This window comes from Sphaerisporangium sp. NBC_01403 (assembly GCF_045040145.1).
Taxonomy (GTDB): Bacteria; Actinomycetota; Actinomycetes; order Streptosporangiales; family Streptosporangiaceae; genus Sphaerisporangium; species Sphaerisporangium viridialbum.
Genome location: NZ_CP109534.1, coordinates 441975 through 462682, shown reverse-complemented (window position 1 = coordinate 462682; position 20708 = coordinate 441975). Strand labels below are relative to the sequence as shown.

Genomic DNA, 20708 nt, shown 5'->3' with positions numbered 1-20708 from the left:
CGCCACCCGAGGACTGGGGACGCCCTCGTGAGGCTCGACGCGTCGCCGTACGTCTGAACCAGTAGCCGGAGTGGCGATGCCGTACGCGTGGCAGATCTTCCTGCTCTCGGGGGCCGTCAGCGCCGTGCGGCCCTCCGCGCGGGCCTTCTCCAGTACCTCCCGGACCCCGTCACCGCCGGATGCCCGTCAGACCACTCCGTTCCGGCGCAGCTCCGCCAGGTCGCCCGCGGACAGGCCGAGACCCGCGTAGATCTCGTCGTTGTGCTCGCCCAGCAGGGGCGGGGTGGTGACCGCGACCGGGGAGTCGGAGAGCTGGATGGGGCTGCCGACCGTCGTGAAGGTGCCGCGCTCTGGATGCTCCACATCGACGATCACGCCCTGGTCCCTGAGCGTGTCGTCCTGGATGAGCTCCAGGGTCGACAGGATCGGGCCGCAGGGGATGTTCTCGGCGTTGAGCGCGTCGAGCACCGCCCACTTGCCGTGCAGGCTCGTCCACTCCTCGATGAGCTGGAACATCTTGTCCAGCTTGGGCAGGCGGGCCTCCGGGGTCGCCCACTCTGGGTCTTCGGCCAGCTCGGGCCTGCCGATGATCCGGGCGATCGGCCGCCAGCCCGGCGGCTGCACGATCAGGTAGATGTAGTCGTTCGGGCCGCCGGGGGCGCACTTGACCGCCCACCCCGGCTGGCCGCCTCCCGAGGCGTTGCCCGACCGGGGGACCTCCTCGCCGAAGGTCCGGTTGGGGTACTCCGCGAGCGAGCCGTGCGCGAGCCGCTGCTGGTCGCGCAGCTTGACCCGGCACAGGTTCAGCACGGCGTGCTGCATGGCCACCTGCACCCGCTGCCCCCTGCCGGTGTGCTCGCGCTGGTAGAGGGCGGCGAGGATGCCCGCCACGGTGTGGACGCCGGTGCCCGAGTCGCCGATCTGGGCTCCGGTCGCGAGCGGCGGGCCGTCCTCGAAGCCGGTGGTGCTCATGGAGCCGCCCATCGCCTGGGCGACCACCTCGTAGGCCTTGAAGTCGGCGTACCTGCCGGGGCCGAACCCCTTGATCGACGCGTAGACCAGGCGGGGGTTGAGCTCCCGGAGGCGCTCCCAGGTGAAGCCCATGCGGTCCACGGCTCCTGGCCCGAAGTTCTCCACCAGGACGTCGGCGTCGCGGACCAGCTCGGTGAAGATCTCCTTGCCCCGCTCGCTCTTCATGTTGAGCGTGATGCTCTTCTTGTTGCAGTTGAGCATCGTGAAGTACAGGCTGTCCACGCCCGGCAGGTCGCGCAGCTGCCGGCGGGTGATGTCGCCGGTGGGCGACTCCAGCTTGACGACGTCGGCCCCGAGCCAGCCGAGGATCTGGGTGCAGGAAGGGCCCGACTGCACGTGGGTCATGTCGAGGACCCGGACACCTTCGAGTGCTCTGCTCATCGCGTGCTTCCCTACTTGTACATCGTCTGGTTCATGGTCCCCGGGGCGTAGACGTCCGGGTCGATCCATACGTTGATCAGCGATGGCCTGCCCGACTCGCGGGCGCGCTCCAGCGCGGGACGGATGCCGGACGGGTCGCGGACCTCCTCGCCGTAGCCGCCGAGCATGCGGGCGAACTCGTCGTACCTGACGTCGCCGAGGGTGTTGCCGATCCTGCCCCTGGCCTCGCCGTACTTGGCGGCCTGGCCGTAGCGGATCTGGTTCATGGAGGAGTTGTTGCCGATGACCCCGATGAACGGCAGGCCGAAGCGGACCATCGTCTCGAAGTCCCAGCCGGTGAGGCTGAAGGCGCCGTCGCCGAACAGGCAGACCACGTCCTTGCCCGGCTCGGCGTACTTCGCCGCCATCGCGAAGGCGACGCCGACGCCGAGCGTGCCGAGCGGCCCGGGGTCCATCCAGTGGCCCGGCGACTTCGGCTGCACCACCTGGCCGGAGAAGGTGACGATGTCGCCGCCGTCGCCGATGTAGATGGTGTCCTCGGTGAGGAACTCGTTGATCTCGTGCACGAGCCGGTAGGGGTCGATGGGCGCCGAGTCCGAGAGCCGACGCGGCAGCCGCTTCTCGTACGCCTTGGTCTCGACCTCGCGCAGCTCCTCCATCCACCTCTTGCGGCGGGCGCTGCCGTTGTCCTCCCTGCCGGTGGCCGCGGCCGCGGCGGCCGAGAGCACGAGCCCGGCGTCGCCGACGATGCCGAGGTCGATGTCGCGGTTCTTGCCCACGGTGCGGTAGTCGAGGTCGATCTGCACGACGGTCGCCTCGGGCGACAGTCGCTTGCCGTACCCCATGCGGAAGTCGAACGGCGTGCCGACGATGATGATCAGGTCGGCGTTGGTGAACGCGTACCGCCGCGAGAGCTGGTAGTGGTGGGGGTCGCCGGGCGGCAGCGTGCCCCGGCCGGCGCCGTTCATGTACGCCGGCACGTTCAGGGCGCGGACGAAGTCGACGGCGTCGGCGGTGCCCCTGCAGGTCCAGACCTGGCTGCCCAGCAGGACGCACGGCTTCTCGGCGTGCGCGATGAGGTCGCCGAGCCGCTCGATCGCGGCGGGGTCGCCGGCCTGCCGGGTGGAGGCGCGGTAGTGCCCCGCCTTCGGGATGCGGGCCTTCTCCAGCGGCACCGTGGCGTCGAGCACGTCGCGCGGGATCTCCAGGAACGACGGGCCGGGGGCGCCGTTGTAGCACTCGCGGAAGGCCATGGAGACGATGTCGGCCACCCGCTCGGTGGAGGGCACCGTGGCCGCGAACTTGGTGATCGGCGTCATCATGTCGACGTGCGGCAGGTCCTGTAGTGAGCCCATCTTGTGCTGGCTCAGCGCTCCCTGGCCGCCGATGAGGAGCATGGGGCTCTCGGCCCTGAAGGCGTTGGCGACCCCGGTGACCGCGTCGGTGGTGCCCGGGCCCGCCGTCACGACCGCGCAGCCGGGCTTGCCGGTGATCCGCGCGTAGCCGTCGGCGGCGTGCGCGGCGACCTGCTCGTGGCGCACGTCGATCACGTCGATGCCCTCGTCGACGCAGCCGTCGTAGATGTCGATGATGTGGCCGCCGCAGAGCGTGAAGATCACATCCACGCCCTCCGCCTTCAGGGCCTTGGCCACCAGGTGACCGCCCGAAATGCGCTCCGGGGCAGGTAGGGCGGGCTGGGTCGCTGACTCGGACATCGGGGCCGCCCTCTCAAAGTGCATACTGCATACCGTATGAGTGTAATCGTCATCCTGGCGATCGTGTGTTGTCCAGACCCATTCGCGACCGGCGCCCATGACCGCGCCGAGGCGCCACGGGTCTATTGACCAGGCTTTCTCTATACTGTATACCGAATACAACCCGGCTGCCCGGCTCGTACGAGGGCCATCGCATCGAGAGCGTGGACCCTGGCGGGCGCGTCACCGAGGCGCTGCCGCTGGAGCGCGCGATCGGGTGTGTGATCTACGCGGCCACCGAGATCGAGGCGCCCGGGGTGGTGCGCCACCTGGAGGGCACGCGGTTCTCGATCGGCGAGCCCGACGGCTCGGCGTCCGGCCGGTGCGCCGCCTTCAGCGAGGCCATGGCCGAGGGTGTACGGCGCAACCTTGTCCCGTCGACCTAGAGATCGCTCAGGCGTCGTCGAGCACGTACGTGGCGACGAACTCGTTGGCGAACTTGGCCGACGGGTCGTACCGCCGCGCGAGATCGCGGAAGTCCGGCAGCCGCTCGTACCGGGAGCGCAGGACCTCGGGCGGCACGGTGAACAGCTTGCCCCAGTGGGGCCTGGCCTCGAAGGGCGCGAGCCGCTCCTCGATCAGGCCGAGGACGGGAAGCACCGCGGCGGAGTCCTTGATCCAGGTGAAGTGGAAGGCCACGGTGTCCCGGCCGTAGCAGGGGCTCAGCCACAGCCCGTCCGAGGCGACCGTCCGGATCTCGGAGATCTGCAGGACCGGGGCGATGCGGTCGCGCAGGCCCTCCAGCGCGTGCAGGGCCTCGACGGCGTGCCGCCTGGGCACCATGTACTCCGACTGCAGCTCCTCCCCGCTGCTCGGCGTGAAGTCGGGCCGGAAGTGCGGCAGGCGCTCGAACCAGGGACCGGGGACACCCATCTGCCGGGTGCAGTGAACGGCGGACACCCCGGGGACGGGATGGCGGGGGCCGTCCGCCGCCGTGGCCCCGAACAGATCCGGCCCGGCCGGGGAGCCGCCGGACTCGTCGAGGCGCTGCTTCACCCAGACCTGGTTGATCCGCGAGGTCCGCCAGTCGGTGAACAGGCTCACGCTGTAGGCGCTGGAGACGATGCCGGCGAAGTGGTCGTCCAGAACCTCGACCGGGAGCCCCTCGTAGACGTACTGCCGCACGTCGAACGCCGGCACGACGTCCAGCGTCAGGCTGACGACGGCTCCGAGGGCCCCGAGCGCGACGACGGCCCCGTCGAACCGGTCTCCGTCCCGGTCGCGGCCGAGGACCACCACCTCACCGTCGGCGGTGACCATCTCGACCTCGGACACGGACGTCGCGAGGTTGCCGTTGGCGTCGCCCGAGCCGTGGGTCGCCGTGGCGCACGAGCCGGCGACCGAGATGTGCGGCAGGGACGCCAGGTTGGGCACCGCGTACCCCTTGTCGTGCAACCGGCGGCCAAGCTCGGCGTACCGGACGCTGGCGGTGACCTTGACCCTGGCGGAGTCGCCGTCGAGCTCCACGCCCTGCGGCAGGCCGTCGAGCGAGACCAGGGCGCCGGGCGAGTCCGCGATGTGGTTGAACGAGTGCCCGCTGCCGAGGACGCGCACCTTGGCGCTCCGCGCGATCAGGCTCTGTAACTGCTGGAGGGAGGAGGGCCGGTCGACACGCTCCGCCTGGAAGGCGACGTTCCCTGCCCAGTTCTTCGGCCGCTGGGTCAACTGCGAGATCCCCTGTTTCAGCGTGAAGTGACCGGTTCCGGCCACTGCTTGCACCCTAAGGGCACGGCTAGGTCCTCGGCGCCGCGAGTGCCACGAGCGTGGCCAGGCCCATGGCGATCGCCGACATGACGAACGCGGCGGTGTAGCCGGACTCGGCCGGGGTGGAGGTGCCCGGGAGGTGGTCGGAGGCGACGACGGTCGCGGCGATCTGCGCTCCGATGGCGCCGCCGACGGTCCGCATGATCGTGTTGATGCCGGTCGCCTCGCCGGTCTGCCGAGGCTCGACCGCGGCCACGACGAGGTTGGCCAGGGAGGAGAAGGCGAAGCCGATGCCGACGCCGAGCACGGCCGCGCCCGCGTAGATCGCCCCGGCCACGTCGTGGGCGAGGGCGAACAGCGCGAAGCCCGCCGCGCCCACCACGCACGCCAGCGCGAGCGTGAGCCTGAAGCCCGCCCGCGCCCCGAGCCTGCCCGCCAGCGGGCCGGCGAACAGCATGGTCACCGCCATGGGCACCATGAACAGCCCCGCCTCGGTGACCGACGCGCCGAAGCCGTACCCCACCTCTGAGGGGGTCTCCACGTACAGGGGCACCAGGGTGAAAGCCCCGTACATGCCGAAGCCGATGATCAACGCGGCGACGTTCGCGGTGGCGACCGCCCGGAGCCGCAACATGCCGATGTTGATCATCGGCTGCGCGATGCGCGATTCCGCGACCACGAACACGACCAGCAGGACCGCCGCGGCGGCGAACAGCCCGATGATGGGCGCCGAGCCCCAGCCCAGGCTCCGGCCCTCGCTGATCGCCAGCAGGAGCGCGACCAGCCCGGCGCTGAGCAGCACGGCCCCGATCCAGTCGACGCGGCCGGGTGACAGCACGGGCGACTCCCGCACGAAGACCCACACCAGGGCGATGGCGAGGAGGATCATCACGAGCGAGAGCCAGAAGATCCACTGCCATCCCAGCGTGTCGACGATCGGCCCAGGGACCACCAGGCCGACCCCGAAACCGATGCCGAACATCGCGCTGATCACGCCGATCGCGACCGGCACGCGGTCGCGCGGGAACACCTCCCGCACGAGCCCGAAGGCGAGCGGGAAGGTCGCCGCGCCCAGCCCCTGGACGGCACGGGCGGCGATCAGCGTTCCGATGGTGCCCGACAGGGCGGCCAGCAGGGTGCCGGCCGCGAGCACGGCCAGGCTGAGGAGCAGGAGCCGCCGCTTGCCGAACATGTCGCCGAGCCGGCCGATCAGGACCGTCCCGACCGAGGAGGTGAGCAGGAACGCGCTCAGCACCCACGAGATGGCGGTGGTGGTCGTGCCGAACTCGCTCCGCAGGTCGGGCAGGGCGGGCACGACCATCGTCTGCATGAGTGAGAACGAGAGCACGGCGGACAGCAGCGCGGCGAACGGGCCCGCGACGCCGCGCCGCACGACGGGACCCGCGACATCGCGCTGCGGGACGGAAGAGGTCATGGACGGTCCTTCGTGATTGGGGGCCGCAAAGGAGCACGGCCCGGGCAATGCACCCGAGCCGGATAGTTGCACAGCGACATCATTACATGCCGACACTATTACGTCGATGGGTACACTCGTCCACGTGGAAGATCGAGCGACCCGGCCCCCGACCCTGCTGGTCCTGCCGTCGTACCTGGCGGGTCACGTCTCCCGCATCGGTCACCGCCGGCTGGCCGCGGCGCTCGGCGAGCACGGGCTGCGGCTGCCCCATTTCGCCGTGCTCGCGGCGCTGGCCGACTACGGGCCGCTCGCCCAGCACAGGCTGGCCGACTCCCTCGGGCTCAACCGGAGCCACCTGGTGGGCTATCTCGACGACATCGAGAAGCGCGGGTACGTCCAGCGGGAGCGCGACCCCGACGACCGCCGGCGGCAGCGCGTCGCCCTCACTCCCCCGGGGCTGGACCTGCTCGACCGGCTGCGCGAGATCGCGCGGCGGTCCCAGGATGAGTACCTTCACGTGCTGTCAGAGGAGGAGCGCCGGACTTTGGTCGACCTGCTCCGCCGGGTGGTCGTCGCCGACGACGAGGCGCACCTGGCCACGGACGCCTGACCACCGGGGGTCAGCGGGGCGGAAATGAGAAAACCCTGCCCCGCGAGAAGCGGGACAGGGTCGCGATATCCACCCAAAAGGGGTGGAGCTATGGGGATTCGAACCCCAGACCTCCTCCATGCCATGGAGGCGCGCTACCAGCTGCGCCATAGCCCCTGGTCACCGCTCCGGGTCTTCCCGTCACGGCGCTCGGAGAGCATATAGCGACACCCGGCCGTTGACCTAATCGACACCTGAGCGACCCCATCGGGTCTCTTGATCAGCGCCGATCGTGCCGGCTCGCGCCATGGCACGGGTCGCGCCCCCGCGCGCCCGGCGCAAGCCGTACGAAGGCCCGTCTAGGTCGCCGCGGAGGCGGATTCGGGCCGGTCGTCGCTGTTCACGGGCTCGGGAAGCGTGCCCGCGTTGTGCTCCAGGAGGCGCCAGCCCTTGCGGCCCTCCTGCAGGACCGACCAGGAGCAGTTGCCGAGGCCCCCGAGGGCCGGCCACAGCTCCTCGGGAAGGCCGAGCAGGCGTGCCACACCCAGCCGGATCGCCGCGCCGTGCGAGGCGATCACGAGGAGCCCCTTGTCCTCCAGCCGGGCGACCCAGCGGCGGGTGGCGGCGGCCACGCGGTCGGCGACGTCGGTCACGGCCTCGCCGCCCGGTGCCTCCCACTCGGCGTACTGCACCGGCCAGCCGGCGGCGATCTCGGCGCGGGTCAGGCCCTCCCACTCGCCTCCCCCGCGCTCGCGCAGGTCCTTGTCGACCATGACGTCGAGCCCCACGACGCCCCCGAGCGCGGCGGCCGTGTCCTGGGCGCGCCGCAGGTGGGAGGAAACGATCATCGAGGGGCGCAGGGACGCCAGCAGCGAGGCGGCCCGGCCGGCCTGGGCGACGCCCGTCTCGTCGAGCGGGATGTCGGTGTGGCCCTGGAACCGCTGCTCGACGTTCCACAGCGTCTGGCCGTGGCGCCAGAACACGACGCGACGGCCACCGGGCTTCCCCTCACTCACCTGCCGTCCCGTTGCCCCGCTGGGCCCGGACCTGCGTGACGCTGTCCGGGAGCGAGATCGCGGGGCAGTCCTTCCACAGGCGCTCCAGGGCGTAGAAGGTGCGGTCCTCCTCGTGCTGGACGTGGACCACGATGTCCAGGAAGTCGAGCAGCACCCAGCGGCCCTCGCGCTCCCCCTCGCGGCGGACCGGCTTGGCGTGGGCATCGATCCGCAGGCGCTCCTCGATCTCGTCGACGATGGCGCGCACCTGGCGGTCGTTGGAGGCGGAGCAGAGCAGGAAGGCGTCCGTGATGACGAGCTGCTCGCTCACGTCATAGGCGATGATGTCATCCGCCAGCTTCTCGGCCGCGGCCTCGGCGGCGAGCCGGACGAGCTGGAGCGATCTTTCCGATGCGGTCACGATGTGGGTTGTTCCTCCTGTGCGGCGTACGAAGACTCAGCGTTTCCAACGAATCTAGCGATTGTCCTGCCCGGTTCGCCCGGCAGGCAAATATGATTTCCGCGCTAGAACGGTCAGGGCTTGGCCGTCGACCATCCCCGTGAAGGCGGCGAGCGGCCGTTCTCCCCGGGCGGGTGGCGGCCGCCACTCTCAGGATGCCTGGTAGAGGCCCCGCTTGTTGATGTACTGAACGATCCCGTCGGGCACGAGATACCAGATCGGCTCCCCGGCGGCCACGCGCTGCCGGCACTCCGACGACGAGATCGCGAGCGCCGGAATCTCTATGAGGCTGACCTTCCCCTCCGGGAGCCCCGGGTCGTGCAGCACATGACCGGGACGAGTACAGCCTACGAAATGCGCCATGGTGAAAAGTTCGTCGACGTCACGCCAGCTGAGGATCTGGGCGAGGGCGTCGGCGCCGGTGATGAAGTACAGCTCCACGTCGGGCTCGTACATCGCGGCGATCTCGCGCAGCGTGTCGATCGTGAACGTCGGCCCCGGGCGGTCGACGTCGACCCGGCTCACCGAGAACCTCGGGTTGGACGCGGTGGCGATGACCGTCATCAGGTAGCGGTCCTCCACGGCGGAGACGTTCTTGTCCGCCTTCTGCCACGGCTGTCCCGTCGGGACGAACACCACCTCGTCCAGGTCGAAGTGGTGGGCGACCTCGCTGGCCGCCACGAGGTGGCCGTGGTGGATCGGGTCGAAGGTCCCGCCCATGATGCCAAGCCGCCTGGTGGGGGCCCCATTCCTCATGCGAGGGACCCTAACGTGCGGCGCCGCGGCGCCGGGGGACCACCCCCCTGCCAGCGCTCGAACCCCAGGAAACGGGCGCTTGTGCCGCGCGCGGGCATCCGCCCCGACGTAGCATGCCGACCATGACCACCACCACCCCGGATCGCAACCGTGTACAGCTGCCCGGCATCAGCTCCCGGGCCTACGAGCATCCAGCCGACCGCTCGGCCCTGGTCGCGATGCGCTCCCTGTCGGGCTTCGACTCGGTGCTCAAGCGCACGTCCGGCCTGTTCAGCGAGCGCCGCCTGCGGCTGATGTTCCTCGCCTCCTCCGTGCGCGCGAGCGAGACCCAGTTCCGGGCCCTGTACGACATGGGCCGCGACAGCGCGTACCTCCTCGATCTCCACCGCATCCCGGAGATCTACGTCCAGCAGGACCCTCAGCCGAACGCCATGGCCATCGGCTTCGACGATCCCTTCATCGTGATCAACACCGGCCTGCTCGACCTGATGGACGAGGAGGAGCTGCGCTTCGTCGTCGGGCACGAGACCTCCCACATCCTGTCCGGGCACGCCGTCTACGGCACGATGCTCGCGATCCTCACGCGGCTCGCCACCCGCGTGGCGTGGATCCCGCTCGGCTACATCGGGCTGCGGATCATCGTCACGGCGCTGGAGGAGTGGCACCGCAAGGCCGAGCTCTCCGCCGACCGGGGCGGCCTGCTCTGCGGCCAGGACCCCGATGCCGCCATGCGGGCCCTGATGAAGCTCGCCGGGGGCTCCCGCCTCCATGAGATGAACATCGAGGCCTTCCTCGACCAGGCCCGCGAGTACGACACCGCCGGTGACGTGCGCGACGGCCTGCTCAAGGTGCTCAACCTGCTCGGCACCACCCACCCCTTCGCGGTGATGCGGGTGGCCGAGCTCGACCGGTGGCGGCGCGAAGGCGAGTACGAGTCCATCCTCGCCGGCGACTACCCCCGCCGCGAGGACGACGCCGACGCCAAGCTCTCCGAGGAGGTCAAGGCCGCCGCGCGCTCCTACCGCGAGTCGTGGGCGCAGTCCCAGGACCCGTTCATCGGCGTGCTCCGCGACGTCGCCGAGGGCGCGGTCAACGCCGGCGAGCGCATCTTCAACCGGTTCGCCCGCAGGGACTGAGCACTGGACCCAGCACGGACTGAGCATGGACTGAGCACGGACTCCGTGGTCCACGGCCGACGAGCCCTGGGCCCCGGCCGGACCGCCACCTCACCGATCCGCTCGTCACGAGACCGCCCCGCACGCGGCTCGTGAGGCGAGCGCGAAAGGCGGTCCTCCCCGTACGACGTTCCGCCCCGACCAGGGCGAACCGTGCACTCAACGGTGCGCGACCAGGGGGCGCGTACCACTTACGCGGATCGGCACGCTGGACGGTCACAGCACGCGAGGGCTCGCCCGCGCACTGTGCTGGCCGCCCGCCCGATCACGCCGGACGCGCATATCCCTGGACACCCATCTCCGCGGACGCGGAGGCCGGGCACGCCGAGACGGCTCGCCCCGGCACCCCGCTCCTTTCCGAGGCCGCCCACCCCCAGGCCCTGCCGTGCCTGGGGGATTCCTCCTCAGGCGCCTCACAGCGCGTGGGGAAGCACCCAGGCCAGGACGCGGACGGCCGCCGCGCACAGGGCGACGAAGCCGCCCAGCACCGAAAGCGCCCGCAGCCCCTCCCTGCGGAGGTCGGGCACGTGAACGCCGATGCGCTCGACCTCGCGGCCCACGATGCCGCCGCACACGACGCCGAAGACCACCCCGGCGACCGTCATGGGGCCCGGATTGCTCCACCACGCGCCGCCCATGTCGCCTCCCGCCGCCACCCAGAACGCCGAGGCGGCGACGGCCGCGGCGGGCACCCCCGGCCACACGGCCGCGCTGAGCGCCGACCCGGCCAGCGCGATCGGGAACGACACCACCCGCAACGTCCCGCGCACCCGCGTGGACCTGCGCTTCCTGACGAGCCAGTGCCCGCTCCACCACGCGCGGGCCAGCACGCAGAAGGTCGCCGTGATCGCGAACGTCGCGAGCGGCCAGATCACCGACGCCACGACGCAGGGCACCGCGACCATGGCCAGCATGATCAGCACGGCGCTTCCCGGGGGTGAGGACGCCTGCGCGGCCTGGGCGCCGAGCAGCGACTCCTTCACGTCCGTCGCGGCACGCCGGGTCCTGCCCTCGCCGCCCGTACGGCGGTCCGTGCCCTCCGCCTTCGACCGGCGCTCCACGCCGTCCGCCTTCGTACGCGCCGCCTCGGCGCCGGAGCGGGCGCCCTCCTTCGCACGGCGGTCAGGGCCGTCGGCGCCGGGGCGGCGCTCCGGGCCCTCGGGTTTGGCGCGGCGGGCGCGTGCGCGTTCCTCGGGGGTCGCTGCGGGCCGCGCGGAGCGTCCTGCGGGAGCCTTCTTCCGGGGCGGGGGCGTGGCCTCCGCGGCGGACTCGGCCGCCTCCCTGGCGCGCGTCCTGACCGGCTCGGCGGACGCCTCCTCGCCGGGCACGTCCTCGGCACGGCCCCGGCCGCCCGAGGGCTCGTCACCCCGTGCGCGCGCCGCCGGCGGCGCGGCGGGCGCCGTGGCCCTGGCGAGGCGGGACAGCCGGTCGGCCAGCAGCGCCGCTGTGGGCCGCTTGGCGGGCTCCCTGTTGAGCGCCGCCCTGATCAACGGCAGCAGCGAGCCCGGAACCCCGGCGAGGTCCGCGCGCCCGTTCAGGACGGCGTACATCTGCGCCTCGACGCTGCCCCTCCCGAACGTCGGGCGCCCGGTGGCGGCGAACGCCACCGTGGCCGCCCACGAATGGACGTCGGAGGGCTCGCCGACGACCTCCTCGGCGAACACCTCGGGCGCGGAGTAGCCCGGGGTGCCGAGGAACGTGCCGGTCATCGTGAGCCGGGTGGCGTCGGACACCTGGGCGATGCCGAAGTCGATCAGGACCGGGCCGTCGGGCCCCAGCACCACGTTGGCGGGCTTCACGTCGCGGTGGATCACCCCGGCCGCGTGGATGATGGTGATCGCGGTGGCCAGTCCCCTGGCGAGGTCGATCAGGTTGGGCCCGGGCAGGGGCCCCTGCCGCCGCACCGCGTCGAGGAGGGTCTCCCCCTCGATGTGCTCCATCACCAGGTAGGGCCGGTCACCGGACAGGTCGGCGTCGAGGACGCGGGCGACGTAGGGGCTCTCCACCCTCCGCAGCGCCTGCACCTCGCGGTCGAGCCGTAATCGCGCCTCGGGGTCGTCCCCGATCGGATCGCGGAGCATCTTGACGGCGACCTTCACCCCGCGCCGGCCGACGGCGAGGTAGACCTCGCCCATGCCGCCGCGGCCGAGGCGCTCCATCATGGTGTACGGGCCGACTCGCCCGCCCACTCGCCGTCCGCCCATAGGAGACGCCACCATAGCGCCGATCCACCCGTTAACCGTGGCGGCGCGCCGGAAACTACCGGGTTTTAGCGGACACACCAGGACACGAACCCCCAGCCGCAGCGGCCGTGAGGGCTAGCGCGAGCGCGAGGAGTCCTCGAAGAGGCTGTCCAGCCGGGCGCTCGGGCTCGCGGACAGGGCCTTCCTGCCGGTGCGCCGCCAGTTCACATGACCTCGGCTCTCCAGCCACAGCATCAGCCGATCGGCCGCGACCACCACCGCGATGGCGTAGCCGCAGGCGAAGACAATCCCCATGGGTGACAGTCAACCGCCCCCGGCCGCCACTCACGTGGAGCGACACTCCGATCACACCAAGTCGTTGACCGGGACGCGTGCGATCGGACAAGACCCCAGGCCGGACGTGGCCCGCCCAGGGTCGGAGGGGGCCAGAGGGGGCCCGCTTCGGGCTCGGCGGGAGAGGGTGGCTAGCCTCCGGCTATGACGGTGCCCGTGGAGGTGCGCAGGTGGCCCTCGCCGGTGTAGACCCACTTGGTGGAGGTCAGCTCCGGAAGCCCCATCGGCCCGCGAGCGTGCAGCTTCTGGGTGGAGATGCCGATCTCGGCCCCGAAGCCGAACTCCCCGCCGTCGGTGAACCTGGTCGAGGCGTTGACCGCCACCGCCGCCGAGTCGACCCTGGCGACGAAGCGCCTGGCCGCGCCCTGCGACCGCGTCACGATCGCGTCGGTGTGGCCCGAGCCGTACCGCCTGATGTGCGCGACCGCGTCCTCCAGCGAGTCGACCACGGCGGCGGCGATGTCCAGCGAGAGGTACTCGTTCCCAAAGTCCTCCTCGGTGGCGGGCACCACGACGCCCTCGTGCCCTCCCGCGCCGTACGACGCGATGCGCTCGTCGCCGTGCACGGTCACGCCCTCCTTGGCCAGCCGGGCCAGCGCGGCGGGCACGAAGGCGTCGGCCACCGCCGCGTGGACCAGGAACGTCTCGGCCGCGTTGCACACCGAGGGACGCTGGGTCTTGGCGTTGACGAGGATCTCCAGAGCCAGGTCGAGGTCGGCGTCCGCGTCCACGTACACGTGGCAGTTGCCGACACCGGTCTCGATCACCGGCACCGTGGACTCCTCCACCACGGAGTTGATCAGAGACGCGCCACCGCGCGGGATCAGCACGTCGACCAGCCCCCTGGCCCGCATCAGGTGCTTCACCGAGTCACGCGTGATGCCCGGCACGAGCTGCACGGCCCCCGAGGGCACCTCGGTGCCGCCGAGCGCGTCCTGCATGATCTCCACCAGGACGGTGTTGGACCGGTAGGCGCTGGAGGACCCGCGCAGCAGCACGGCGTTGCCGCTCTTGAGGCAGAGGGCGGCGGCGTCGACCGTGACGTTGGGGCGGCCCTCGTAGATGATGCCGACGACGCCGAGCGGCACACGGACCTGACGGAGCTCCAGGCCGTTCGGCAGGGTGCTCCCCCGGACGACCTCGCCGACCGGGTCGGGCAGCTCCGCCACCTCGCGCACCGCGCCGGCGATGGCCTCCACGCGCTTCTCGTCCAGCCGGAGCCTGTCGATCATCGTCTCGGCGGTGCCGCTCTCGCGCGCGGCGGCGACGTCCAGGGCGTTGGCCTCGACGATCTCCTTGGCCCGGGACACCAGGGCGTCGGCGACGGCGCGCAGCGCGGCGTCCTTGGCGGAGCGCGGCAGCGGCGCCAGCTCGGCGGCGGCCTCCCTGGCGGCGTGGGCGACCCTCAGAAACTCCTCGGCCTCAGACATGCCTCGCGCTCCTGCTCTCGGTGGTGGGATCCAGTATGACGATGTCGTCGCGGTGGATCAGCTCTCGCTCGTACTCGGGGCCGAGGTTCGCGGCCAGCTCGCGCGTGGAACGGCCGAGCAGCTCGGGGATCTCGGCGGCGTCGAAGTTCACCAGACCCCGGGCCACGGGCGTGCCGTGCGGGCTGTAAAGGTCGACGGGATCCCCCGCGGCGAAGTCGCCCTCCACGAGCGTCACCCCGGCGGGGAGCAGCGACTTGCGCCGCATCACCACGGCCTCCACCGCCCCGGCGTCCAGGTGCAGGCGGCCCCTGCCGGTGGTCGCGTGGGCGAGCCAGAGCAGGCGGGTGCCTGGATGGCGGCCGTCCGGCTGGAAGTAGGTGCCGACGTCCCGCCCCGCGAGGGCCTGCGCGGCGCGGGCGGCGGAGGTGAGCACGACGGGGACCCCGGCCCCCGTGGCGATGCGCGCCGCCTCGACCTTGGTGATCATGCCGCCGGTGCCGACCCGGCCCGACCTGCCGAGCTCGACGCCTTCGAGGTCCCCCGGCCCGTTGACCTGGGGGATCCGCTGGGCGCCCGCCAGCCGGGGGTCGCCGTCGTACAGGGCGTCCACGTCGGACAGCAGCACCAGCGCGTCGGCGTGGATCAGATGGGCCACCAGGGCCGCCAGGCGGTCGTTGTCGCCGAAGCGGATCTCGTCGGTGGCCACCGTGTCGTTCTCGTTCACCACGGGGACGATGCCGAGCTCCAGCAGCCGCGCCAGGGTGCGCTGCGCGTTGCGGTGGTGGGACCGGCGCATCATGTCGTCCGCGGTGAGCAGCACCTGGCCCACGCGCAGGCCGTACCTGGCGAAGGAGGAGGTGTAGCGGGCGACCAGCACACCCTGCCCGACCGAGGCGGCGGCCTGCTGGGTCGCGAGGTCACGCGGCCGGGCGCTCAGGCCGAGCGGCCCGAGACCGGCCGCGATCGCGCCCGAGGACACCAGCACGATCTGCGTGCCGTTCCCGCTGCGGGCGGCGAGGACGTCGACCAAGGCGTCCACCCGGTCGACGTCGATGGTGCCCTGCGGCGTGGTCAGCGACGACGACCCCACCTTCACGACCAGGCGTGAAGCAGCGGCCACCCGCTCCCGACCGGCGTTGTCCACGCTGCGCACCCTTCGCTCGCTTGCCTGCTACCGCATGATCGTCGCGGCCGGCGGACCCGTCCACCGTGCCGCGCTGGTACGTCCCTGACCGGTCACCGGGCTAGCCGAGCCGGTTGTCCGAGCCGCGCGGGCCCTGGTGGGCCTCGGCGTCGAGCGTCGGCTGCCAGTCGAAGATGTAGCCGCCCTCCATCGAGCCGATGACCACCTCGGCGCCGGCCTTGGCCCCCGCCTCGCTGAGCGCCTTCTCGATGCCCAGCCGTTCGAGGCGGTCGGCCAGGTAGCCGACGGCCTCGTCGTTGGTGAAGTCGGTCTGCTTGATCCAGCGCTCGGGCTTCTCGCCGGTGACCTGGAAGGTGTCGTCGTTGATCCGCTTGACCGTGAACCCGGCGTCGCCGAGCTGCTTGGGCCGGATGACCAGCCTGGTGGGCTCCTCGACGGGCTTGGCGGCCCTGTCCGCCGACACCATCTCGGCCACGGCGAACGACAGCTCGCGCAGCCCCTCGTGGGTGGCCGCCGAGATCGTGAAGACCGTCAGGCCCTTCTCCTCCAGCATCGGGCGCACCATGTCGGCGAGCTCGCGCGCCTCGGGGACGTCGGCCTTGTTGAGGACGGCCAGACGCGGGCGGTCGTCCAGCTCGCCGTACGCCGCCAGCTCGGCCTCGATCACCTGGAAGTCGGTGAGCGGGTCGCGTCCCGGCTCGATCGTGGCGCAGTCGAGGACGTGGACGATCGTCGAGCAGCGCTCCACGTGGCGCAGGAACTCATGGCCGAGCCCCCGCCCCTCAGAGGCGCCGGGGATCAGCCCGGGCACGTCGGCGACGGTGAACACCGTCTCCCCCGCCGTGACGACGCCGAGGTTCGGCACCAGCGTGGTGAACGGGTAGTCGGCGATCTTGGGCCGGGCGGCGCTGAGGGCCGCGATCAGCGACGACTTGCCGGCGTTAGGGAAGCCCACGAGCGCCACGTCGGCGACCGTCTTGAGCTCCAGCACGGCCTCCAGCTCGTCGCCCTGCTCACCGAGCAGCGCGAACCCGGGGGCCTTACGCTTGGCCGAGGCGAGCGCGGCGTTGCCGAGGCCCCCGTGACCGCCCTGGGCCACGACGTACCGCGTGCCGGCGCCGATGAGGTCGACCAGCACCTCGCCGGTCTTGGCGTGCTTCACGACCGTGCCGTTGGGCACCGGGAGGACGACGTCCTCGCCCCAGGCGCCGTCGCGGTTGGCGCCCGTGCCCTGCTTGCCGTTGGCGGCCTTGCGGTGGGGCCGGTGGTGGTACTCGAGAAGGGTCGAGGTGTTGGGGTCGACCTCCAGGATGACGTCACCCCCGCGCCCGCCGTTCCCCCCGTCGGGGCCGCCGAGCGGCTTGAACTTCTCACGGTGGATGGACGCGCAGCCGTTTCCCCCGTCACCGGCCTTGATGTACAGGACCACCTGGTCGACGAACTCAGCCACGTTACTCCCTCTCACAAGCGTGTCCATCTGGTCCACGCCGTGCCACCGCCACGCTCCCCGCGCCGGTGGTACCCCCTTCACGACGATGAGGCGGATCGACAGGTCGATCCGCCTCATCAACGTTCTGGCCGGGCCTCCGCCCACCGCGCTCTTCGCGCGGGGCGGCGGCCCCTGTCCCGATCGGCGGATCTACTCCGCGGCCGGGACGATGCTCACGGCGCGACGGCCGCGCTTGTTGCCGAACTGCACGTGGCCCGCGATCAGCGCGAACAGCGTGTCGTCGCCGCCACGGCCGACGTTGTCACCCGGGTGGAAGTGGGTGCCGCGCTGGCGGACGATGATCTCGCCGGCGTTCACGAGCTGGCCACCGAAACGCTTGACACCAAGCCGCTGGGCGTTGGAGTCACGGCCGTTCCGGGTGGACGAGGCGCCCTTCTTGTGTGCCATGGTTCGCTACCACTACTTCCCGGGGTTGATGCCGGTTACCTTCACCTGGGTGTACCGCTGGCGGTGACCCTGGCGCTTCTTGTAACCAGACTTGTTCTTGTACTTGAGAATACGAATCTTGGGGCCCTTGGTCTCGCCGAGAATCTCGGCGGTCACCTCGAACTTGCCAAGCGTGGCAGCGTCTGTGGTGACATCGCCGTCGTTGACGACGAGCACCGGCGCCAGCGACACCGTGGAGCCGACCTCACCGGCGACCTTGTCTACCTCGAGGACGTCACCGACGGAGACCTTCTGCTGCCTGCCGCCGCAACGAACGATCGCGTACACCGCGGAACCCTTCTTCTGGCTAATTGCTCGCTGAACGCTGCGCCTCTTGCATCCAGCTACCGTCGATACACACGACCGGCGAACCGGGTAGGCGCGCGAAGCTAGGCGCGCCACCGGACGCACCGATTGACTAGGATACCGGATTGCGGGTGCCCTGGTCGAACCGGACGGATCGCCGGGTTGCCGGCCTACTCGGCCGGCCCAGCCGGTCTGGTGGCCTTTCGGGAGCGTCGCCGCCCCCGGGCGGAAGGCTGTGCGGCTTGCGCGTCCTCCTCGGAAGAGCCGTCAAGCGCATCCGTCACGCTATCACGACCTCCCTCGCCGTTCGCCGCGACCGCGACGCCGCCGTCCTTGAGAAGCCGGTCGGCACCGACCTTCTCGAGCTTCTCGGCGACCGCCTTCTCCACCGCCATCTTGCCCTGCGTGCCCCTCGGCTCGGGCTTGGACTCGACCGGCTCGGTCGAGACGATCAGCCCGCGCCCGTTGCAGCAGTCGCACGGCGTCGAGAACGCCTCCAGGAGGCCCTGGCCGACCCGCTTGCGGGTCATCTGGACCAGCCCCAGAGAGGTGACCTCCGCCACCTGGTGCTTGGTGCGGTCGCGGGCCAGGCACTCCAGCATGCGCCGGAGCACCAGGTCGCGGTTGCTCTCCAGCACCATGTCGATGAAGTCGACGACGATGATGCCGCCGATGTCCCGCAGCCGGAGCTGGCGGACGATCTCCTCCGCCGCCTCCAGGTTGTTCCTGGTGACGGTCTCCTCAAGGTTGCCGCCCTGGCCGGTGAACTTGCCGGTGTTGACGTCGACGACGGTCATGGCCTCGGTGCGGTCGATCACCAGGGAGCCGCCGCTCGGCAGCCACACCTTGCGCTCCATCGCCTTGGAGATCTGCTCGTCGATGCGGTAGGCCGCGAAGACGTCGCCGTCCTCCCACTTGGTCAGGCGGTCGGCCAGGTGCGGCGCGACGTACCTGACGTACTCGTCGACCGTGCCCCACGCCTCGTCGCCGGCCACGACCAGCGAGGAGAAGTCCTCGTTGAAGACGTCGCGGACCACGCGGATGGTCAGGTCGGGCTCGGAGGAGAGCAGCTCGGGCGGGCTCGCGCCCTTGGCCTTGCGCTGGATGTTCTCCCACTGCGCCGACAGGCGGGCCACGTCGCGGCTGAGCTCCTCCTCGGACGCGCCCTCGGCCGCCGTGCGGACGATCACGCCGGCGTTCTCGGGCATGACCTTCTTGAGGATGGCCTTCAGCCGGCTGCGCTCCTTGTCGGGCAGCTTGCGGCTGATGCCGGTCATGGAGCCGTCGGGCACGTAGACCAGGTAGCGGCCGGGGAGGCTGATCTGGCTCGTGAGCCGGGCGCCCTTGTGACCCATGGGGTCCTTGGTCACCTGAACGAGCACCGACTGCCCGGACTTCAGGGCCGCCTCGATGCGCTTGGGCTGCCCTTCGAGCCCGGCGGTGTCGAAGTTGACCTCGCCGGCGTAAAGGACGGCGTTGCGCCCCTTGCCGACGTCGATGAACGCGGCCTCCATCGACGGCAGGACGTTCTGGACCTTGCCCAGATAGACGTTGCCGACGTACGACTGGCTGGCCTCGCGGTCGACGTAGTGCTCGACGAGCACGCCGTCCTCCAGCACCGCGATCTGGGTGCGGCCGCCCTGGCGGCGGACCACCATCACGCGCTCGACGGACTCGCGCCGGGCCAGGAACTCGGACTCGGTGATCACCGGGGGCCGGCGCCTGCCCTGCTCGCGGCCCTCGCGGCGGCGCTGCTTCTTGGCCTCCAGACGCGTGGAACCGCGGAAGCCCTGGACCTCGTCCACCGAGGTCGGGCGCCCGGCCCGGGGCGCGCGGATGCGCACGACCGTGTTGGGCGGGTCGTCGGCGGGCATCTCGGCGTCGTCCCCGCCCCTGCGGCGGCGACGGCGGCGGCGGCGCGACGAACCGGCGTCCTCGTCGTCCTGGTCGCTCTCGCGGGGCTCCCGCGCCTGCTCGGCCTCGGCCGGCTCGTCCTGGTCGGCGCCCGCGGCGCGCGGCTCCTCGTCGCCGTCCTCGGTCTCGTCGGCCTCGTCCAGCTCGCGCGCCTTGCCCCGGCCGCGGCCTCCACGGCGACGGCGGCGGCGACGGCCGCCCGCGTCATCCTGGTCGTCGTCCTCGTCCTGCGCGGCCTCGGCGGTGTCCTCGGCCTCTTCGGGCTGCTCGTCCGCCGGCTCGGCCTGCTGCTGGGGGTGGGGCTGGGGCACGACCGGCTGTACGGCCGGGCGGGGCTCGGGCGCCTGGAAGATCGGCTGGAACACCGCGGCGGGCGCCTGGAAGGTGACGGTGGGCGCGGCCGCGCGCACGTCGGCCATCGCGGTCAGGCCGAACGGGTCGGCGAACACCGGGGTCTGGGACGGCGCCTCCTCGGCGATGTCCTCGCCCGCGGGCTCGTCGTCCAGCGGCTCCTCGGCGGGCAGCGACTCGATGATCGCCTCGGCGACCTCGGCCTCGGCGGGGCTCTCGACACCGGGGCGCACGGTCTGGGCCTCGGAGACCTCGGGGATCTCCGTGACCGCGACGGCCTCGGCTACCTCGGCGGCCTTCCTGGTGCGCCTGCGCTTCACCGGGGCGGCCTCCGCCTCGGGGGCCTCCTCGGCCGGGACGGCGTCCTTCTTGGCCGTGCGCGAGCGGCGCGGGGTGACCGGCGCGTCGGGGTCCTTGACCGCGGCGCGGCGCGTCCGGGTGGCGCGCTTCGGAGGCGCCTCGGCCTCCGGGGCGGATACGGTCTCAGCGCTCGGGGCGCTTTGCGGGGCTTCCACGACACCCGGTGCGGCCTCGGCCACCGGCGTCGCGCCCACGGCGGCGGTCGTGACCGTCCCCGCGGGGTCGCTCACCAGGCCCGCGGCGCGCTCGGCCTCCTCGGGCGGCGGGCCCGCCGGACGGCTCGCCGCGCGGCGACGCCTGACCGGCTTCGATGCTTGCTGTGCTGTTGTATCCCCATCAGGGCCGGAGGCTCCGACGATGGGCTCGTTGTCGAGCATGCGGGCGTTCTCCCGTCAGGCTCCCGGGCGCGTCTCCGCGCCGCGCGGGAGCTCTCGTCTCTCGCTGTGCGCCAGGCCACCTGTCGGGGG

Annotated in this window: 17 protein-coding genes, 1 tRNA gene and 1 pseudogene; 3 read left to right on the top strand and 16 right to left on the bottom strand. The window is 71.7% G+C overall.

Translation table 11 applies throughout. The features are described 5' to 3' along the window. Window positions 1–186: 186 nt before the first annotated feature. A complete protein-coding gene (gene frc, locus OG589_RS01955) occupies window positions 187–1413 on the bottom strand; it encodes a formyl-CoA transferase (RefSeq protein ID WP_405145575.1) in 1227 nt (408 codons plus the stop codon). Between the two features lie 11 nt (window positions 1414–1424). Continuing rightward, window positions 1425–3128, bottom strand: a complete 1704-nt coding sequence (locus OG589_RS01950) for a thiamine pyrophosphate-binding protein (RefSeq protein WP_405145573.1) — start codon at window positions 3126–3128, stop codon at window positions 1425–1427. Window positions 3129–3301: 173 nt separating this feature from the next. On the opposite strand from OG589_RS01950, the pseudogene OG589_RS01945 reads away from it, so the two are divergent. Then, window positions 3302–3523, top strand: a pseudogene (locus tag OG589_RS01945) (oxidoreductase); the annotation flags it as partial. A gap of 37 nt (window positions 3524–3560) precedes the next feature. Here the strand turns inward: OG589_RS01945 and OG589_RS01940 are convergent. Beyond that, window positions 3561–4877 (bottom strand): FAD-binding protein, encoded by a 1317-nt coding sequence (locus OG589_RS01940; RefSeq protein WP_405145571.1) that lies wholly within the window; start codon window positions 4875–4877, stop codon window positions 3561–3563. A gap of 22 nt (window positions 4878–4899) precedes the next feature. Continuing rightward, window positions 4900–6306 (bottom strand): MFS transporter, encoded by a 1407-nt coding sequence (locus tag OG589_RS01935; protein ID WP_405145570.1) that lies wholly within the window; start codon window positions 6304–6306, stop codon window positions 4900–4902. 124 nt (window positions 6307–6430) lie between these two features. Here OG589_RS01935 and OG589_RS01930 point away from each other — a divergent pair, with 124 nt between their 5' ends. Next, complete coding sequence (locus OG589_RS01930; RefSeq protein WP_405145568.1) at window positions 6431–6898, top strand: MarR family winged helix-turn-helix transcriptional regulator; 468 nt, start codon at window positions 6431–6433, stop codon at window positions 6896–6898. Window positions 6899–6981: 83 nt separating this feature from the next. On the opposite strand, the gene OG589_RS01925 is transcribed toward OG589_RS01930, so the two are convergent. From OG589_RS01925 to nadD, 4 genes are all read right to left on the bottom strand, one after another. Beyond that, window positions 6982–7054 (bottom strand) — tRNA-Ala (locus OG589_RS01925). Window positions 7055–7236: 182 nt separating this feature from the next. Beyond that, window positions 7237–7893: a histidine phosphatase family protein gene (locus tag OG589_RS01920; RefSeq protein ID WP_405145566.1), complete on the bottom strand. Its 657-nt coding sequence runs from the start codon at window positions 7891–7893 to the stop codon at window positions 7237–7239. Beyond that, on the bottom strand, window positions 7886–8293 hold the full coding sequence (gene rsfS, locus OG589_RS01915; RefSeq protein ID WP_405145564.1) for a ribosome silencing factor: 408 nt from the start codon (window positions 8291–8293) through the stop codon (window positions 7886–7888). Before rsfS ends, OG589_RS01920 begins: the two co-directional genes overlap by 8 nt. 189 nt (window positions 8294–8482) lie before the next feature. Then, complete coding sequence (gene nadD / locus OG589_RS01910) at window positions 8483–9088, bottom strand: nicotinate-nucleotide adenylyltransferase (protein ID WP_405145563.1); 606 nt, start codon at window positions 9086–9088, stop codon at window positions 8483–8485. A gap of 122 nt (window positions 9089–9210) precedes the next feature. Here nadD and OG589_RS01905 point away from each other — a divergent pair, with 122 nt between their 5' ends. After that, complete coding sequence (locus OG589_RS01905; protein ID WP_405145562.1) at window positions 9211–10224, top strand: M48 family metallopeptidase; 1014 nt, start codon at window positions 9211–9213, stop codon at window positions 10222–10224. 452 nt (window positions 10225–10676) lie between these two features. On the opposite strand, the gene OG589_RS01900 is transcribed toward OG589_RS01905, so the two are convergent. The 8 genes from OG589_RS01900 to OG589_RS01865 form a co-directional block, all read right to left on the bottom strand. Beyond that, window positions 10677–12467, bottom strand: a complete 1791-nt coding sequence (locus OG589_RS01900; protein WP_405145560.1) for a protein kinase domain-containing protein — start codon at window positions 12465–12467, stop codon at window positions 10677–10679. Between the two features lie 114 nt (window positions 12468–12581). Next, a complete protein-coding gene (locus tag OG589_RS01895) occupies window positions 12582–12761 on the bottom strand; it encodes a hypothetical protein (protein WP_405145558.1) in 180 nt (59 codons plus the stop codon). 170 nt (window positions 12762–12931) lie between these two features. Then, window positions 12932–14230 carry a glutamate-5-semialdehyde dehydrogenase gene (locus tag OG589_RS01890; RefSeq protein ID WP_405145556.1) on the bottom strand — a complete coding sequence of 433 codons (1299 nt, stop codon included), beginning with the start codon at window positions 14228–14230 and terminating at the stop codon, window positions 12932–12934. Continuing rightward, complete coding sequence (gene proB / locus OG589_RS01885) at window positions 14223–15374, bottom strand: glutamate 5-kinase (RefSeq protein WP_405145554.1); 1152 nt, start codon at window positions 15372–15374, stop codon at window positions 14223–14225. The genes OG589_RS01890 and proB overlap by 8 nt, the downstream gene beginning before the upstream one ends. Window positions 15375–15474: 100 nt before the next feature. Continuing rightward, complete coding sequence (gene obgE, locus OG589_RS01880) at window positions 15475–16824, bottom strand: GTPase ObgE (protein ID WP_405145552.1); 1350 nt, start codon at window positions 16822–16824, stop codon at window positions 15475–15477. Window positions 16825–17013: 189 nt separating this feature from the next. Next, window positions 17014–17271: a 50S ribosomal protein L27 gene (gene rpmA, locus OG589_RS01875; RefSeq protein ID WP_114032604.1), complete on the bottom strand. Its 258-nt coding sequence runs from the start codon at window positions 17269–17271 to the stop codon at window positions 17014–17016. Between the two features lie 12 nt (window positions 17272–17283). Continuing rightward, window positions 17284–17598 carry a 50S ribosomal protein L21 gene (gene rplU / locus OG589_RS01870; protein ID WP_344939118.1) on the bottom strand — a complete coding sequence of 105 codons (315 nt, stop codon included), beginning with the start codon at window positions 17596–17598 and terminating at the stop codon, window positions 17284–17286. A 188-nt stretch (window positions 17599–17786) separates the two neighbouring features. Beyond that, window positions 17787–20618, bottom strand: coding sequence for an Rne/Rng family ribonuclease (locus OG589_RS01865; protein ID WP_405145550.1), 2832 nt, complete (start codon window positions 20616–20618; stop codon window positions 17787–17789). Window positions 20619–20708 lie beyond the last annotated feature (90 nt).